This window comes from Microbispora sp. H10836 (assembly GCF_012999525.1).
Taxonomy (GTDB): Bacteria; Actinomycetota; Actinomycetes; order Streptosporangiales; family Streptosporangiaceae; genus Microbispora.
This window is the reverse complement of record NZ_JABBWU010000033.1, coordinates 41,262-58,021: the sequence shown is the minus strand read 5'-3', so window position 1 is coordinate 58,021 and position 16,760 is coordinate 41,262. Positions and strand designations below refer to the sequence as shown.

At 69.9% G+C, this 16,760-nt stretch carries 11 protein-coding genes; 5 read left to right on the top strand and 6 right to left on the bottom strand.

The genetic code is table 11. The features are described 5' to 3' along the window. Positions 1–22 precede the first annotated feature (22 nt). Positions 23–6,334, top strand: coding sequence for an RHS repeat domain-containing protein (locus tag HHX30_RS37930; RefSeq protein ID WP_169988775.1), 6,312 nt, complete (start codon positions 23–25; stop codon positions 6,332–6,334). A 154-nt stretch (positions 6,335–6,488) separates the two neighbouring features. Here the strand turns inward: HHX30_RS37930 and HHX30_RS42295 are convergent, their stop codons facing one another. The 3 genes from HHX30_RS42295 to HHX30_RS37910 form a co-directional block, all read right to left on the bottom strand. After that, entirely contained in the window at positions 6,489–7,799 is a 1,311-nt protein-coding gene (locus tag HHX30_RS42295) for an RICIN domain-containing protein (protein ID WP_249350887.1), read from the bottom strand. Positions 7,800–8,319: 520 nt separating this feature from the next. After that, complete coding sequence (locus HHX30_RS37915; RefSeq protein WP_169988774.1) at positions 8,320–9,282, bottom strand: PaaX family transcriptional regulator C-terminal domain-containing protein; 963 nt, start codon at positions 9,280–9,282, stop codon at positions 8,320–8,322. Between the two features lie 218 nt (positions 9,283–9,500). Beyond that, positions 9,501–9,953, bottom strand: a complete 453-nt coding sequence (locus HHX30_RS37910; protein ID WP_169988773.1) for a helix-turn-helix domain-containing protein — start codon at positions 9,951–9,953, stop codon at positions 9,501–9,503. Positions 9,954–10,050: 97 nt separating this feature from the next. Here HHX30_RS37910 and HHX30_RS37905 point away from each other — a divergent pair, with 97 nt between their 5' ends. Both HHX30_RS37905 and HHX30_RS37900 read left to right on the top strand, forming a co-directional pair. Beyond that, a complete protein-coding gene (locus HHX30_RS37905) occupies positions 10,051–10,644 on the top strand; it encodes a dihydrofolate reductase family protein (RefSeq protein WP_169988772.1) in 594 nt (197 codons plus the stop codon). Next, positions 10,641–11,093 carry a PPOX class F420-dependent oxidoreductase gene (locus HHX30_RS37900; RefSeq protein WP_211593336.1) on the top strand — a complete coding sequence of 151 codons (453 nt, stop codon included), beginning with the start codon at positions 10,641–10,643 and terminating at the stop codon, positions 11,091–11,093. Before HHX30_RS37905 ends, HHX30_RS37900 begins: the two co-directional genes overlap by 4 nt. A 188-nt stretch (positions 11,094–11,281) precedes the next feature. Here HHX30_RS37900 and HHX30_RS42290 read toward each other — a convergent pair whose 3' ends face one another. Beyond that, on the bottom strand, positions 11,282–11,881 hold the full coding sequence (locus HHX30_RS42290) for an RICIN domain-containing protein (protein WP_169988771.1): 600 nt from the start codon (positions 11,879–11,881) through the stop codon (positions 11,282–11,284). Between the two features lie 228 nt (positions 11,882–12,109). Between HHX30_RS42290 and HHX30_RS41055 the strand changes: the two genes are divergently transcribed. After that, positions 12,110–13,654: an AfsR/SARP family transcriptional regulator gene (locus HHX30_RS41055; RefSeq protein ID WP_211593334.1), complete on the top strand. Its 1,545-nt coding sequence runs from the start codon at positions 12,110–12,112 to the stop codon at positions 13,652–13,654. Between the two features lie 24 nt (positions 13,655–13,678). Next, the gene (locus tag HHX30_RS41050) at positions 13,679–14,938 is read left to right on the top strand and encodes a tetratricopeptide repeat protein (protein WP_211593332.1); all 1,260 of its coding nucleotides are present in this window, start codon (positions 13,679–13,681) and stop codon (positions 14,936–14,938) included. On the opposite strand, the gene HHX30_RS37885 is transcribed toward HHX30_RS41050, so the two are convergent. Further along, positions 14,910–16,022 carry a HAMP domain-containing sensor histidine kinase gene (locus HHX30_RS37885; protein ID WP_169988770.1) on the bottom strand — a complete coding sequence of 371 codons (1,113 nt, stop codon included), beginning with the start codon at positions 16,020–16,022 and terminating at the stop codon, positions 14,910–14,912. The genes HHX30_RS41050 and HHX30_RS37885 overlap by 29 nt on opposite strands. Next, positions 16,019–16,699, bottom strand: a complete 681-nt coding sequence (locus tag HHX30_RS37880) for a response regulator transcription factor (RefSeq protein WP_169988769.1) — start codon at positions 16,697–16,699, stop codon at positions 16,019–16,021. The genes HHX30_RS37885 and HHX30_RS37880 overlap by 4 nt, the downstream gene beginning before the upstream one ends. Between the last annotated feature and the right edge of the window lie 61 nt (positions 16,700–16,760).

Genomic DNA, 16,760 nt, shown 5'->3' with positions numbered 1-16,760 from the left:
CTGTCACGCGGGGGTGTGCCGGATGAAGACGAGCATGGCCCAACGGCGCGGTGAAGCCAGGAGCGGCCGTCCGAGACGGACCCTGCGGCCCGGCCGCTTGTCCCGGGCGGTCGCCGCGGGGATGGCCGCCGCGCTGACGGTGACGCTGACGGTGACGCTGTCACCACCCGTGACCGCCGCGGCCGCGGGACCCGGCCGCCCAAAGGTGGATCAGCCCGAACGGACGGTCGCAGGCCGTGATCTCCCGGCCAGGCCGCGTCGATCCGAGCCCGTCGGCGCGCCGCCGCCGCCCGCGCTGATCGACTGGCCGGCGGCCGACGTCGCGGAAGCCGACGTGCCCGGGCGGGGTGCCGCCCGGGCCGGGACCCTGCCGATCTCGCTGCTGCCCGCCGCCGGCGCCGGGACCCAAGCGGGACGGGTACGCGTGCGGCTACTGGACCGTACGGCCGGGCGCCGCGCGGGAGCCGACGGGATCGCCTTCACCGTGGCCTCCAGCGACGCGAAGACCACCGGCCGGGTCGGCGTCCGCCTGGACTACGGGAGGTTCGCACAGGCCTACGGCGGCTCATACGGCTCCCGGCTGCGCCTGTGGCGGCTGCCGTCGTGCGCGCTGACCAGCCCGGGACTGCCGCAGTGCGCCAAGGCGGCGCCGCTGCACGCACGCAACGACGCGGCGGCGGGCACGCTGACCACAGAGGTGGACGCCGAGCCCGGCGGCACGCTGCTGGTGGCCGCCGCGGGCGAGTCGGGCTCCCAGGGCGACTACAGCGCGACGTCGTTGTCGGCCTCGGCCACCTGGGAGATGGGCGGCAACTCCGGCGAGTTCACCTGGTCCTACCCGATGCGGGTGCCGCCTGTACCCGGCGAGTTACAGCCCGAGCTGGCCATCACATACTCCTCCGGCAGCGTGGACGGGCGGACGGGCAACACCAACGCACAGCCGTCCTGGGTCGGCGAGGGATTCGACCTGTGGCCCGGCTACATCGAGCGCCGCTACAAGTCGTGCGAGGACGACGGTGCCGCGAAGGACGAGTTCGGCAACTACCCGGGCGACCAGTGCTGGGGCTACGACAACGCGACGGTCACGTGGAACGGCAGGGGCGGAGAGCTGATCAAGGCCGCTGACGGCACCTGGCGGACCAAGTTCGACGACGGCACGGTGTTCGAGAAGCTCACCGGCGCGACCAACGGGGACGACGACGGAGAGTACTGGAAGGCCACCACGGTCGACGGCATCCAGTATTACTTCGGGCTCAACCGCGTGCCCGGCTGGGCGTCCGGCGATCCGGAGAGCGACTCGGCGTGGACGGCACCGGTGTTCGGTGACGACTCCGGCGAACCATGTCACAAATCCAGCGGGTTCTCCTCCTCCTGGTGCCAGCAGGCCCATCGGTGGAACCTGGACTACGTCGTGGGCCCCGACGGCAACGCCATCACCTACACCTACGGCAAGGAGATCAACCACTACGGCCGCGACCTGAAGGCCGGCGACGAGACCCCGTACACGCGCGGTGGCTACCTCAAGTCGATCTCCTACGGGCTGCGCAAGGACGACTTGTTCGCCACCGCTCCCGCTCGGGTGCTGTTCACCACGTCCGAGCGGTGCCTGCCCGACGCGTCGTTCGCCTGCGACCCCGACAAGATCGGCGACAAGCCGCAGTACTGGTGGGACGTGCCCTGGGACCTGCACTGTGACGCCGGGCAGGAATGTAAGGGCACCCACGGCGCGGTCACTCCCACCTTCTGGTCGCGTAAACGCCTGACCAAGGTGACCACCCAGGTCATCAAGGCCGACGGCACCGGATACCGTGACGTGGACTCCTGGTCGCTCGGCCACACCTGGGGTCTGGCCGACGTGGAGCGCGACCTGCTGCTGTCCCAGATCCAGCACACGGGGCACGTCGGCGGCACGCCGGTGACGCTGCCGAAGGTCTCCTTCACCCATGTGCAGCTGCCCAACCGGCTCGACCGGACCGGCGACGACATCCTCGCCTACATCCGCTACCGCCTAGGCGCGATCTACGACGAGTCCGGCGGGCAACTCGACATCGCCTACTCGGGCGCCGACTGCTCGCTGTCCGACCTGCCCACCCCCGAGACCAACACCAGGCGGTGCTTCCCCGTCATCTGGAAGCCGCCGGGCCACGAGGACGAGATCACCGACTGGTTCCACAAGTACGTGGTGACCTCGGTGACCAGAATCGATCGCACCGGCCTGGCGCCCGACATGAGAACCAGCTACGACTACCTCGGCGGCGCGGCCTGGCACTTCGACGACGATGACGGCCTGACCAGGGAGAAGCACAAAACCTGGTCGCAATGGCGCGGCTACGGTCAGGTCCGAACGCTGACCGGCACGGCGGCCCAGTCCGACACGTTCTACCTGCGCGGCATGGACGGCGACCGCAAGAGCAGGAGCGGCGGCAGCAAATCGGTGACGGTGTCGGACGGCGAGGGCGGCACGTACACCGACCACGACGCGCTGTCGGGGTTCGAGCTGAAGACCGTCGAGTACACGGGGCGGGGAGGGACGGTTCACGCCAAGACCGTCCGGACCCCCTGGCGGGTCACTACCGCGACCCGCACCCGATCGTGGGGCACCACCACGGCCGAGATGACCGCCCCCGCCACTGAGCGCACGTGGACGGTCAAGGACGGAGGCGGCTGGACCGAGACCAGGACCGAGACCGAGCACGAGGGATCCGGGCCCGGCATCGGGCGGGCGATCCGCGTCAACGACCTCGGCGACGTCACCACCTCCGCCGACGACCGGTGCACCCGTGCCACCTATGCCGACAACGTCGCCGCGCACCTGGTGTCCCTGCCCGCGCGGGTGGAGACCGTCGCGGTCGCCTGCACGGCAACCGTCGACCGCGCCAAGGACGTCATCTCCGACATCAGAACGTATTACGACAACGGCGCTCTCGGGGCCGCGCCGAGCCGGGGCGATCCCACCAAGGTCGAGGAGATCGCCTCCCATGACGGGACGAAGGCCACGTACGCCACCGAGAAACAGGTGACGTACGACGTCTACGGCCGTCCCCTCGAGGCGACCAACGCGCTCGGGCAGACCAGCACCACCGTCTACACCGACGCGCGCGGCCTGACCACGAAGGTGACGACCACCAGCCCGCCCGCCAAGCCGGGCGACGCCTCGACGGCGCTGGTCACCGTCCAGGAGCTCGACCCCGCCTGGGGGCAGCAGACCGCGGAGATCGACGCCAACGGGCTGCGTACCGAACTCGTCTACGACGGCCTCGGCCGGCTGCGCCAGGTGTGGCTGCCGAACCGCTCCAAAGGCAGCAACCCCTACCCCAACTACGAGTTCGACTACCGGGTCACCGACGACAAGATCGTCGCGGTCACCACCAAGACGCTCACCGCCACCGGTGGCCAGCGGATCGCCGGAATCGAACTGCTCGACGGCTGGCTCCGCACCCGGCAGACCCAGGCGCCGGGGCCCACCGGCCGCCTGATCACCGACACCATCTACGACGACCGCGGCCTCGTCGTCAGGACCCACGACGCCTACCCCGCGTCGGGAGCCCCCGAGCCGGTGCTGTTCGGCGTGCTCACCCCCGGCAACATCGAGTCCCAGACGCGGACCGAGTACGACGGACTGGGCCGCAAGACCCTCGAACGGCTGATGGCCGGCAACGGCTCCCAGCCGGAACAGGAGAAATGGCGCACCACGTACAGCTACGGCGGCGGCAACCGTACCTCCGTCACGCCGCCGCAGGGCGGCACCCCCACCGCGGAGATCACCGATGCGCGCGGTCAGGTGATCGAGCGCCGCCAGTACAAGGCCGCCGGACAGTACGACGCCATCCGCTACACCTACACCCCGACCGGCGAACCGGCCTCGGTGACCGACCCTTCGGGCAACACCTGGACCAACACCTACGACCTGCGCGGTCGCAAGATCAAGACAGTTGATCCCGACAAGGGCCCGACCTCCTACACCTACGACGACCTCGACAGGGAGACCTCGGTCACGGACGCCCGCGGCAAGAAGACCGTCACCACCTACGACGGGCTCGGCCGCAAGACCGACACCCGCGAAGGTTCGGCCACCGGCACCAGGCTCACCTCGTTCACCTATGACTCCGTCCCCCTGGGCAAGGGCAAGCCGGCGACCGCCACCCGCCACCACGCGGGCGCGGACTACACCAGCGAGATCCGCCACTACGACCGGCTCGGGCGCGCCGACGTGAACGCCGTCACGATCCCCTCGGCTCAGGGCGCCTTGGCGGGGACCTACGTCTTCTCCACCTCCTACAACCTGGACGGCACCGTCCAAGGGCAGGGACTGCCCGCGGCCGGCGGCCTGGCGGCGGAGAACCTCGTCTCCACCTACGACGACTTCCTGCGGCCTGTCCGCCTGACCGGCAACCTCGGCACCTACGTGGGTGCCACCGACTACACGCCCACCGGCAAGCTCATGATGCTCGAGTTCGGCGCGACCACGGGCAAACGCGCCTGGCAGACCTTCACCTACGAGTGGGCGACCCAGCGGCCCGCGACCACCCGTACGCTGCGGGAGAACGTCAGCGGCAGCGATCGGGACGCCACCTACCGCTATGACGACGCCGGGAACATCCGCTCCATCGCCGACGCCTCGCGGGACGGAGCCGACACCCAGTGCTTCTCCTATGACCCGTTGCGCCGGCTCACCGAGGCATGGACCCAGACCACGGCCACCTGCGACGCGGCTCCTCCCGTCACGGTCGCCGGTGGCCCCGCCCCCTACTGGCAGACCTTCGGCTACGACACCGCGGGCAACCGCGTCTCCGAGACGCGTCACGGCGTCGCCGGGCAGCCCGACACCGTGCGCACCTACACCTACAGCCCCGCGGGCCAGGGCAACCGCCTGACCAAGATCGTCCAAAGTGGTGGGGGCGGTAGCCGCACCGACACCTACGCCTACGACGACACCGGCAACACCATCACGCGCACCGCCGGCGGTACGACCCAGACCTTCGACTGGGACGTCCAGGGCCAGCTCTCGAACATCGCCGAGAGCGGCGCGGCGGTCGAGTTCGTCTATGACGCCGACGGCAACCGCCTGATCAGAAAGGACGCGACCGCGGCCACCCTCTACCTACCGGGCACCGAGGTCCGCCTGAGCGCCGGGACGACGACCGCCACGCGCTACTACACCCACGCGGGCCGGACCGTTGCTCTCCGCACCACGACCGGCGTCACCTACCTGACGGAGGACCACCAGGGCACCGCCCAGATCGCGATCGACGCCCAGACCCAGCAGAGCCGGGCTCGCAGGCTGGCCCCCTTCGGCGCCGAGCGGAGCACCCCGCCCGTCTGGCCGGGGGAGAAGGGCTTCGTCGGCGGCACGAAGGACCCCGCCGGTCTCATGCAACTCGGAGTGCGCGAATACGACCCGGACATCGGCAGGTTCATCTCCGTGGACCCGGTGCTGGACCTGACCGACGCGCAGCAGATGAACGGCTACACCTACGCCAACAGCAGCCCGGTCACCAACTCCGACCCCGACGGCAAGCTGTGCCGGCGGGTCAACGGGGACATGGAGTGCTCGAATGGCGATGGGGTCGTCCGCGTTCCCACCAAGCGCGGCTACAAGGTCATCGGGCCGTCCGGGCCACCGTGCTATCTCGTTCCCCGGGCCTGTGGCTGGTCGCCGAGCGTCCCCCACTACAGGACGGCCCCGCCCCCCCGTACGAGCATGACGCCCCCCATCCCGGCGCTGCAGCCCTACGTCACTCCGCCCCCTCCCAGCTTCTGGGGCGACCTCCGGGACGTGAACCAACCCTTGTTCGCCGCCTCGTTGGGCAGCGCCACGCTCGGCGAACTGGTCAAGCTGCTCGGGCTGGGCAGCGTCAAGCTGGAGGACAAGCTCCTGGCCGGGCTCGGGCTAACCAAGCAGCAGGTGGAGACCCTGAGAAGGACGTTCGCGCTGGTCCCCAGGGCGGAGCCCAAGCACAATCTGAGGTGGAAGGCGGCCAAGCGCGCGGGTGGCCTCAGCAGGTTCGGGGAGAAGGCCGCGACCTTCGGGAAGTGGGCGGGCCGCGCGAGCGTCGCGGTCTCGGTGGTCGACGGTGGCTACGCGCAGTTCAAAGCCGACAGAAACCGCGACGATCTGTCCGGGAAGGACAAGACGGCCCGGGTGCTGACCCGAGGCTTTGTAGCGGGAGCGGGAGCCCATTTGGGATCCATGGCGGGGTACAAGGCCGGAGCGGGGTGCTTTGCGCTCGCAGTGATCTGCGCCCCTATCGGCTCGATCGCCGGTGGCGCCGCGGGCGGAGCGGTCGGCAGCGCCGCGGGCGGCTCGGCGGCGCGTTATTTGTTCGGCGGCTGACGCCGAAGCCCCGGTGCCGTCGGGCACGGCACCGGGGCCTCGCGGCGTTCGGCGCAGCGGAAGTCGGCTACCGGCTGGACGGAGGCGCGCTGAGCGGCCGGGTCGTGGCCCGCGGTGCGGCGGGGTGTTCCGCACCGCGGGCCACGGGTGCGGGCTACCTGTTCCAGGTCCACTTCTGGTTGGTGCCGCCGTGGCAGGAGTACAGCTGGATCTTGGTGCCGTTGCCGGTGCCGGCTCCGGTGGCGTCCAGGCAGAGCCCGGACTGGACGCCCTGGATGCTGCCGTCGGAGTTCACCCGCCACTTCTGGTTGTCGCCGCCCCAGCAGGAGTAGATCTGCACCCTGGCGCCGTTGCCGCTGCCGGCCGCGTCCAGGCACTTGTTGCCGTACACGCGGATCTCACCGGCAGAGGTGGAGCTCCAGATCTGGTTGGTCTGGCCGTTGCAGTCCCACAGCTGCACCTGGGTGCCGTCCGAGGTGCTCGCGTTCGGCACGTCCAGGCACCGCCCGGAGGCCACCCCCCTGATCGGCCCGCTGCCGCCGCCGGAGGTCGGGGTCGCGGTCGGGCTCGGAGACGGGTTGCCGCCGGATGACGGGCTCGGCGACGGAGACTGGGTGCCGCCGTCGAGCGTGAGGTTCTTCTGCTGGACCTGCCACTGGGTGTTGCAGAGGCCGCAGTTGGGGCCGACGAAATTGGTGCCGGCCGTCGTGTCGCCCTTCAGCCGCCACTTGAGGTACAGCACCGCCACGCGGCCGAACTCGCCGCCGTTGGTCTGGTCGTAGGTGCCGCCGTGTCCGACGTTCAGATTGCCCATGAACGCGGGCAGCCCCGCCGGCAACTTGCCCCAGTCGTCGATGGCGTTGGGATAGGCGATGTCACTCGGCCCGCCGATGAAGTAGGCGATCGGCTTGGTCAGCCGGCGGAGCTGGTAGTCGTCGGAGTCGTTCAGCAAGCCGCTGCTGAAGATGGTGGTCGTGGTGATACGCGAGTCGTTGGAGACGGCGTAGGCCTCCAGCCCGCCACAGGAGAAGCCCCCTACAGCGATCTTGCCCGTGTCGAGCTTGCCGAAGTACTTGCTGCCCTGGCGGCTGTTCTCCGCGACCGCCCAGTCGATGGACTGGGTGAGCATCTGGGACGTCGTCGAGCCGGAGCCGTTCGGGCCGCCGCTGGCGATGGCCAGGAACCCGTGCGAGGCGATCTCGCGGAGGAAGTTCTGCTGCGACAACCCGTTGGCGGAGCACCCTCCGTTACCCCAGACGAAAATGGGGAGTTTCTCGGACGGGAGGTTTCCGGGCCGGTAGATGGTGTGGTTGGGCAGGCCGGTCGAGGTCTCGTAATCAGCCGGGTAGGGGCCCGAACCGCCGACCGCCGCGGCGGCCGGCGTCGTCGTGAGCGCCACTATTCCGGCGCAGAGTGGAGCGACCGCGGCCGCCAGTACTGCGCTGATGATCGAGCGTTTTCTCATCTCGCCCTCCGAAGGTGTCACGACGGCGCTCTGTGTCAGGTGTGGCATACGCGGCGCACGCCGACGAAGCCCGGAAACGGCACATGACTGCCACCGTGGCCAGGCCGATCGACGCCGACCGAATCTGGAGATCGATATGGCGGACTATCGACTGCGAGTTGCGCCCGCGCCAGGCGAAACGAGCCGATGAGAGAATCGTGCAGTTAATATCACTGCGGTCATCAAAAGTGTCAACCGACCGCGTTCGGCACGTTGAGCGGTGCCCGCGCGGACCGGACGCGCCCCTGACGCACTCGAGTCCGGGCGTGGCGGGCAGCCTTCGGGACGGTGCCACCGCTCCCCTGCCCGGCGCCGGGAAAACGGACCGGCACAGGCGGCTCCGGCGCAGGTCACAGTGCCTGGCCGGCCTGACGCTCCGGTGGGCTCCCGGCGGGCGGCTGCCAGCCGGAAGCGGACGCGCCGCGGCGGTCGCGAAAGCGCCCCGGCGGCCGGGCAGTCGTTCGAGTGCGTGAAAGTTTCTTCAGCCGTCCCCGCCACCCGGGGCCGGAACGGAGTTCTCCGATGCCTGGAAGTGGGTGATCCAGGACGCGGCGTCCGGCCAGTACGGTGTCGCGACCTGGATGAGCCGCGCCTCGGCGAGCGAGCCGAGAGCGGAGTGGATCTCCAGCATGAGATTCCTGGCGGCCTCGCGGGGCCACGGTGCCGGCAGGAGGTGCTCGGGAAGGTTCGGGTCGATGTCGGGGAACTTCCGCCAGGAATCCATGACGGAGGTCCGCGCCACCAGCGCCCGGGTCGCGTCGATCTGCCCATTGCGGACGGCCACCCGCAGGTCCGCGTACCGCGCGATGAAGGCCTCGTAGGCCGAGGCGAGGCCGGCCAGGTCGTAGGCGGCGGCCGGACCGTGCGGGCCGGCCTCCTCGTCGAACCGGGTGTGCATCACCGACCATCGACCACCGTCGACGTCGTCCAGGATGTCGTGCAGCGCCTGGGTCACCGGACCGGAGTCGGATCCGGGCCGGATCCACACGCTGTCGTACAGCCGCGCGAAACCCAGCGCCCCCAGAGCCTTGCGAACCGCGTGCCGTGGGGCCTGGCCGGACTGTGCCTGACCGGATTGGGGGATCGAGAAGGAGACGGTCACCCAGTCGCCGGTCCACCGCGGCGGGCGTGCGCCGAAGCTCAGGAAATGATCCATCCGGGACCGATGCCTGGCGATCGCCTGAGGCGTGAGGTGGTACACGGGTGGCCGTCCAGATCCCCGTACGGCGATCAGGCCACGCTTGGTCAGCCGGGACAACGCGGCCCGCGCGCTGGACTCGCTGATGCCGAACTCCTTGAGCATCGCGACCACCGCCATCGACGGAAGGCCGGCGTCCGAGGAGTCGAGGTACTCACCGAGCAAGGTCGTCAGCAGGTGCTGTGGGTTGGGGCCGGCCTGCGCCCGTGGGATTCCGGCGTCGTCCGGAGGCACATGGACACTCACGTCATCAGCTTGCCCCACGACAACGCCCTCACCGAACGACTCCGGTCGCGCACCGCCGCCCTGGAGTGCCTCCCGGGCCCGGATCACCCCGACGAACTCGAAGCCCGCCCGGCGCGCGCATCAGGCGGCCGTGGGCCCGTCCGCGTCACGCGGCTGCGCCCTGTAATACGGCTGCGCTCTGTCATACGGCTGCGCCTCTGTCACACGGCTGCGCTCTGTCATACCGCTGCGCCGGGGCCGGGCAGCAGGTCGACGTCGCCGGCGTGCATAGGCTCGCCGCAGTGGGCGCAGCGCAGGTCGACACCGCTGATCTCACCGCACGCGTGGTGGCGGTAGAGCACCGGCGGACCGGCCTCACCCGCGAGCCACCTGTCACCCCAGCCGGCCATGACCATGAGCAGGTCGACGAGTTCGGTGCCCTTCTGCGTCAGGTGGTACTCGTGCCGCGGCCGCTGGTCGTAGGGACGGCGTTCCAGCACACCCTGGCCGACGAGGTGGTTCAGCCGCTCGGTCAGCACCTTGCGTGAGATCCCGAGGTCGGCCTGGATCTGTTCGAACCGGGTGAGCCCGACCCACACGTCACGCAGGATCAGCGGCGACCAGGGCTCCCCGATGACGTCGAGCGTGCGCGCGATCGAGCACGCCATCTCGCCGAAGTTCGTGCGCTGCATGAATCCAGTCTACCAATTGGGGTTCCCTTAGGGAACTTTGGAGTGCTACGTTCATGGAGTCTCTTAAGGGAACTCAAATGGAGGAGGGTGCATCGAGATGAGTAAGGTCATCGGCGCTCATGCCGTGTCGGTCGACGGATACATCACCGGTCGCGACCCCCGTGCCGGGCGCGGGCTCGGCGACGGGACGATGCTCTTCGACTGGTACTTCGACGGCGACACGCCCAGCCGGGTGTTCGACGGGTTCCGGCTGAGCGAGCCCAGTGCCCGGGTCTTCGACGCTCTCGCCGCACGGGTGGGCGCCGTCGTGGCGGGACGCAACACCTATGAGGACTCCGACGGCTTCGGCGGCGGCGGCCCCCACCCGGCGGCCCGGCTGTTCGTCCTGAGCCACCGGCCGATGCCGAAGATGAGCGAGCGGCAGACCCTCGTCAGCACCGGCATCCAGGACGCGATCGCGGCGGCCCGTGCGGCGGCCGGCGGCAAGGACGTCGGCCTCATGGGCGGCGGCGTCGTGACCGAGGCGCTGAAGGCGGGTCTGGTCGACGAGGTGATCCTCCATCAGGTGCCGATCCTGCTCGGCCACGGCCGGCCCTTCTTCCAGCCGCTCCCCGGGCATGTGCGCCTCCGCCTCGTCGAGGCCGTCCCGGCGCCCGGTGTCACCCACCTTCGTTACGAGGTCGAACGATGACCTCGTCGCCCGCCGACGATCACCACCAGAAGCCCGCCCACAACCCACGCCAGGAGATGACCATGACGCTCGACCCCGCTGTGCGCCGCGTGCTCGACGGCACCCCGCTCGCCCACCTCGCCAGCGTCCTGCCCGATGGCGCCCCCCACACCGTCCCGGTCTGGATCGGGACGTACGGCGACCACATCGTGTTCCTCACCGGTCCGGACTCGCGCAAAGCCCGCAACCTGCGCCGCGACCCGCGGGTCGCGCTCTCCCTGACCCCGCCCGGCGACCCGTTCCAGCCGGTCGTCGTCCGCGGCCGCGTCGTCAAGTGGCTCGAAGGCGACGCCGCCTGGACGATCGTCGACCAGCTGGCCGTCAAGTACATCGGCCGGCCGTACTCGCGAGACGAGGAGCGCGTCGTCGCGGTCATCGAGCCCGAGCGGCAGACGGTGGGCCTCACGTGAACGGCGACCGCCTGGCCGGCGTGCGGCGAGTCGGTCCCCTCGGCTCGGGCATTTCACGAGCCAGGACATGACGCGGGGTCCCGGTGTGAGCCGAGACCCCTGCTTTCGGCGCCCCTTACCTTCTCCTCATCCGTACGGCCGGGCCGCGAGGGGCCGTCTTCCAGGGGAGGCCGTTCGCTCTTCCAGGATCAGTAGAACACCTGATTTGGGGAGCTCGTGCATGACCAGAGTTGAAGCGGTGTCCCCGCTGCGGTCTGTCCGTCCCGGACGTCCAGACAGTAATTCGAGTCGTCCATACGGATCGCCTGCCCCGTCTTGATCCCGTCAGGTGTGTTCACGAGACCCAGGCCCATCAGCACCCAGCGCTGCCTGAAACCATCGGAGCTGCAGGTGTATTGCCGCACGGCGACGTAGTTGCCGAACTCGGGTACGCCGAGACATTTGCCGGTGTAATAGTTCTTCATCTGGAACGCGTACGAGCCGTCGGCGAAAGTTATCTTGTGCAGGCACCAGTACTGGCTTTCTCCGTTGTACCAGTCCCAGATGTGGGCCTGGACGCCGTCGTCCTTCCACGGCCCCTGAATATCGATGGGCATTCGGTGTTGTTGCGCCCTGCCGGCCGTCGCCGCCGCCCACCAGTGCGCCTTGTCCTGGTGATTCCAGTAGGAACCGTACCTGGAGGAGCAGATGCTGGCGGCGGCCTGCGCCGGTTGGGCGGCGGCCATCGGCAGGGAGAGACCTGCGATCGTGACGACGAGCGTCGTCAGTACGCGGAGGAACTTGCTCACGCCTGAATCCTTCCGTCGAGGTGTTTCGCTCAGGTGTGGTGCGACGACGATCGGGACGGAACAAGCACGCGGAGTAGCTCCCTGAATCGTGGGTTGTTTCGCCGTCTGCCTGTTCTGTGTCGATGGTGAGCCGTGGCGGTTGTGTGGCGGTAGCGCGGCGGTTGCGCGCCGGTTGTCTCCTTCCTTGACGATTTGACTCATCGCAGTCAGATTCGGGAATGTCATCCGATGGAGGCCGGGCTGTTGATCGAGTTCGGCGTTCTTGGACCGCTGGAGGTGCGCCGCGACGGGGTGCCCGTGGCGGTGGAGCCGGCGAAGTGGCGTCGTCTGCTGGCATTGCTGCTGTGCAAGGCGGGGGAACCAGTCGAGGTGCCGGCCCTGATCGAGGCGCTGTGGGACGGCCGCCCGCCCGCCAGCGCGCGTAAGAACCTCCAGAGCTATGTGCATCGGCTGCGGCATTCGATCGCCGGGCGGGAGCACATCGTGCGCAGCGCGGCCGGGTACGCGATCGTCGTCGGAGTGGACCAGATGGACGCGCTGCGTTTCGCGGATCTGGTGGACTGCGGACAAGGCGCCTATGACCGCGGGGACCTCGAATCGGCCAGCGCCGCATTGCGGCAGGCGTTGAAACTCTGGCGGGGCACGCCGTACGCGGATGTCAGCGATGTCGCACTCGTGACGCAGGAGGTCCGGCGGCTGGAGGAGGCGCAACTGCGCGCCCAGGAACTCAGCGTCTCCGTGGATTTGGACCTGGGCCGGCACAGTGCGCTGGTCGGAGAGCTGGGCCGGCTCGCCACGGCTCACCCGTATCGGGAGCGGCTGCGTTGCTACTGGATGCTGGCGTTATACCGCTCTGGTCGCCAAGCCGAGGCCCTGGAGGTCTTCCGCGACACGCGTGCCCTTCTGATCGGGGAACTCGGCATCGAGCCGGGGCCGGAGCTGCGTGCCCTCAACGAGCGGATCCTGCGCTCCGACCCCGCCCTCGGCCCGCCGCCGGCCGGAGGGCCGGTGGAGGTGCGCCCAGGCTTACCCGTGCCGCGGCAGCTGCCGAGCGATGTACCCGCTTTCACCGGCCGGGCGAGTGTCCTCAAAGCGCTGGACCGGCTGCTGCCCGCCGGCGGGACGGCTCCGGCGGGCGCGGTCGCGATCCCCCTCCTGTCGGGCACCGCGGGTGTGGGCAAGACGACGCTGGCGGTGCACTGGGCCCATCGGGTCGCCGCCCGGTTCCCGGATGGGCAGTTGTACGTCAATCTGCGCGGGTTCGACCCGAACGGGCCGGTGATGACGCCGGGCGAGGCGGTTCGGGGCTTCCTGCACGCCCTTGGCGTGTCCGCGGACGACATCCCGCCCGCCCTCGACGCGCAGGTGGCGTTGTACCGCAGCCTGCTGGCCGATCGACGGGTGCTGGTGGTGCTGGACAACGCGCGCGACGCCGAGCAGGTGCGTCCGCTGTTGCCCGGCTCGTCCGGCTGCGCGGCGGTGGTGACCAGCCGCGAGCAGCTGGCCGGTCTGGTCGCGATGGAAGGTGCCTGTCCGCTCACCGTGGACCTGCTCACGGCCGCCGAATCCCGTCAACTGCTCGCCGGCCGCCTCGGGGCCGACCGGGTGAAGGCCGAAGCTCAAGCGGTGGAGGAGATCGTCGCCGCGTGCGCGGGGCTGCCCCTGGCACTGGCGATCGTGGCGGCGCGGGCCGCCACCCGGCCCGCGTTCCCGCTCGCGGCCGTGGCCGACGCGTTGAGCGACAGCGGTGATCTGTGGGCCGTGTTCTCCTGAAGCTACCGGACCCTCGGCGTCCGGGTGGCAGAGCTGTTCCGGCTGCTGAGCCTGCATCCCGGTCCCGATGTCACGGTGCCCGCCGCGGCCAGCCTGGCCGGCGTGCCGGCGGCTCAGACCCGGCGGCTGCTGGCCGAGCTGACCCGCGCCCACCTGCTCACCGAACAGGCCCCGGGCCGCTACGGCATGCATGACCTGCTGCGCGCGTACGCCGCCGAGCTGACACGGCGGTGGGACGGCGACACCGATCGGCACGCGGCGCTGCACCGGATGTTCGACCACTACCTGCACACCGCTCACAGCGCGGCGCTGCTGCTGGACCCGTCTCGCGATCCGCTTTCGCTCGCCCCGGCACAGCCGGGGGTGACCGCCCGGCCCCTCATCGATCACCATGAGGCGCTGGCCTGGTTCGCCGCCGAGCACACGGTTCTCATCGGTGCCGTCCAGCACGCGGCCGAGGCCGGGTTCGACACCCACGCCTGGCAATTGGTGTGGACCCTGGCCGATTTCCTGACCCAGCGCGGGCGCCACGACCCGAACGCCTCAGGGCTCGGCGACGACACCCTGACCCACTACCGGCACGCCCTGTCGCAGTGGGAGAAGCTGACCGAATCCTCCGGCAGGGGCCGGACTCATCTCAGCCTCGCCCTGGCGTTCGCCCGGCAAGCCGGCTACCCCGACACGCTCCGCCACGCCGAGCAGGCGCTTCACCTGTTCCGCGCAGCCGGCCATCAGATCGGACAGGCCTTCGCCCTGGTGGGGATCTGGTGGGCCCACAGTCAGCTCGGCGATCACGGTCGAGCCCTGCCCGCCTGTCAGGAGGTTCTGGCCCTGTACCAGCAAAGTGGCGACCGCTACGGCCAGGCGGCCGCCTGGGACAGCCTGGGTCAGACCCTGCACCACCTCGGCCGGCACGCCCAAGCCGTCGCGAGCTATCAGGAGGCTCTCACACTCTTCCAGCAGCTCAGCGAACCGTACGGAGAGGCCTACACCCTCACCCGCCTCGGTGAGACGCAGCACGCCGCGGGCGATCGCGACGCCGCCTACCGAGCCTGGCTGCGCGCCCTTTCCATCCTCACAGAGCTCGGGCATCCCGACGCCGACACCCTGCGGACCAAACTGCGCGTTCTCGACCTCGCCTCGAGGACTCGTGAGGCCGCGGGACACGGGTGTCACCGGCGTCCGGACGACAACGCCCAAGCCGGGTTTCCGCGCCGCGTCTCCAGCCCGGACGAGGCGTCGCTCCGGAGGGTGCCTACCGCGTACCGGGAAGCCGGACCGTGACGAGGAGGCCGCCGTTGGGGCGGGGAACGAGGCCGAGGGTCCCGTCGTGGGCGCGGACGATGCTGTGCACGATGGCCAGGCCGAGGCCGACGCCTGCGTGTTCGTCGGTGCGTACGCGTTCTGTTCCGCGCCGGAAGGGTTCGGTGAGGGTCGGCACCAGTTCCGGTGGGAGCCGAGGGCCCGTGTTCGCGACCCGCAGCACGCTCGTGTCGTCGTACGCCTCGGTGTGGACCGTAACCGTGCCGCCGGCGGGGAGGTTGTGGACGATGGCGTTCTGGACGAGGTTCGTCACCATCCGCAGCAGGAGCTCGGCGGAGCCGCTGGTCCGGGCCGCCCCGCCGGTGACGTCCAGCGTGATCCGGCGCTGTTCGGCGAGGGGCAGCAGTGTCTCTGTGGCCTCTTCGGCGACGAGGGAGAGGTCGACGCTCTCGCGGGTGAAGTTCCCGCGGTCGCCGCGGCTGAGCAGCAGGATGGCCTCGGTGAGGTCGATCGCCCGCTGGTTGACGGTGTGCAGGCGTTCGATGAGCTCGTCCCGGTCCCGCGTGGGGTCCTTGCGGGCGACGTCGAGGAGCGTCCGCGAGATCGCCAGCGGGGTGCGCAGTTCGTGGGAGGCGTTCGCGGCGAACCTCCGTTGCTCGGCGACGTGGGATTCGATTTGTTCGAGCATGGTGTCGAACGCGTCGGCGAGTTCACGGAACTCGTCCTGGCGGCCCTTCATGCGGATCCGATGGGACAGGAGTCCGTTAGCGGTTTTCCGGGTGGCATCGGTGATCTGTGTGAGCGGTGCGAGCATCCGGCCGGCGAGGATCCATCCGCCTATCAGGCCGAACGCCAGCAGAATGGCCAGCGCCTGGGCCGCGCGGGGGACGAAGGCGCGCTGGAGGTCGGTGCGGTTGGGGATGAACGGCGGGGCCGGCGCCCAGGGCCCGCCGCCCCTCAGCCCGGTAATCCACACACCGTCGGGTACGTAGCGCAGCAGGAACACCCAGACCACGGCCAGCAGGAGAGCGCCGGCGAGCATGAGGAATCCGGCGTAGCTGATGGTGAGTTTCCACCGGGCGCTGAGCCCTGGACGCCTGTTCATGGGTGCCCGGTGTCCGTGCCGGTGTCGATCCGGTAGCCGACGCCGGGCACCGTGGCGATGAGCCATGGTTCGCCGAGTCGTTTGCGCAGCGCGGAGACGGTGATGCGGACGGCGTTGGTGAAAGGGTCGGCGTTCTGGTCCCAGGCCCGCTCCAGGAGCTCTTCGGCGCTGACGACACCGCCTCCGGCGGCGACGAGGACTTCGAGCACGGCGAACTGCTTGCGGGTGAGCGCGACGTAGCGTCCGTCGCGGAAGACCTCCCGGCGGAAGGGGTCCAGCCGGAGGCCCGCGATCTCGACGACCGGGGGCCGGGCGTGCGCGCGTCTGCGGTCGAGCGCCCGCAATCGCATCACGAGCTCTCGGAGGTCGAACGGTTTGGTGAGGTAGTCGTCGGCGCCGAGCTCGAACCCGGAAGCCTTGTCGTCGATGCGGTCGGCAGCGGTGAGCATGAGGATCGGGATGCCGCTGCCTGAGGCGACGATGCGCCGGGCGACCTCGTCACCGGAAGGGCCGGGGATGTCGCGGTCGAGGACCGCGAGGTCGTAGGAGTTGACGCTGAGCAGTTCCAGGGCGGCGTCGCCGTCGCCGGCGATGTCGGCGGCGATCGCCTCCAGCCGCAGACCGTCACGGACGGCTTCGGCCAGGTAGGGCTCATCCTCCACGATCAGCACGCGCATGTCTGAAGCCTACGCAGCTCGACATATCGCCGAGGTATGCGAAGACGAGCGCCCGCCGGAC

Bases quoted from the DNA above. Each gene is read 5' to 3' on its own strand.
- HHX30_RS37930 (WP_169988775.1), top strand. From the start codon at position 23: ATGAAGACGAGCATGGCCCAACGGCGCGGTGAAGCCAGGAGCGGCCGT.
- HHX30_RS42295 (WP_249350887.1), bottom strand. From the start codon at position 7,799: ATGAGAAAACGCTCGATCATCAGCGCAGTACTGGCGGCCGCGGTCGCT.
- HHX30_RS37910 (WP_169988773.1), bottom strand. From the start codon at position 9,953: ATGCAGCGCACGAACTTCGGCGAGATGGCGTGCTCGATCGCGCGCACG.
- HHX30_RS37905 (WP_169988772.1), top strand. From the start codon at position 10,051: ATGAGTAAGGTCATCGGCGCTCATGCCGTGTCGGTCGACGGATACATC.
- HHX30_RS37900 (WP_211593336.1), top strand. From the start codon at position 10,641: ATGACCTCGTCGCCCGCCGACGATCACCACCAGAAGCCCGCCCACAAC.
- HHX30_RS41055 (WP_211593334.1), top strand. From the start codon at position 12,110: ATGGAGGCCGGGCTGTTGATCGAGTTCGGCGTTCTTGGACCGCTGGAG.
- HHX30_RS37885 (WP_169988770.1), bottom strand. From the start codon at position 16,022: ATGAACAGGCGTCCAGGGCTCAGCGCCCGGTGGAAACTCACCATCAGC.
- HHX30_RS37880 (WP_169988769.1), bottom strand. From the start codon at position 16,699: ATGCGCGTGCTGATCGTGGAGGATGAGCCCTACCTGGCCGAAGCCGTC.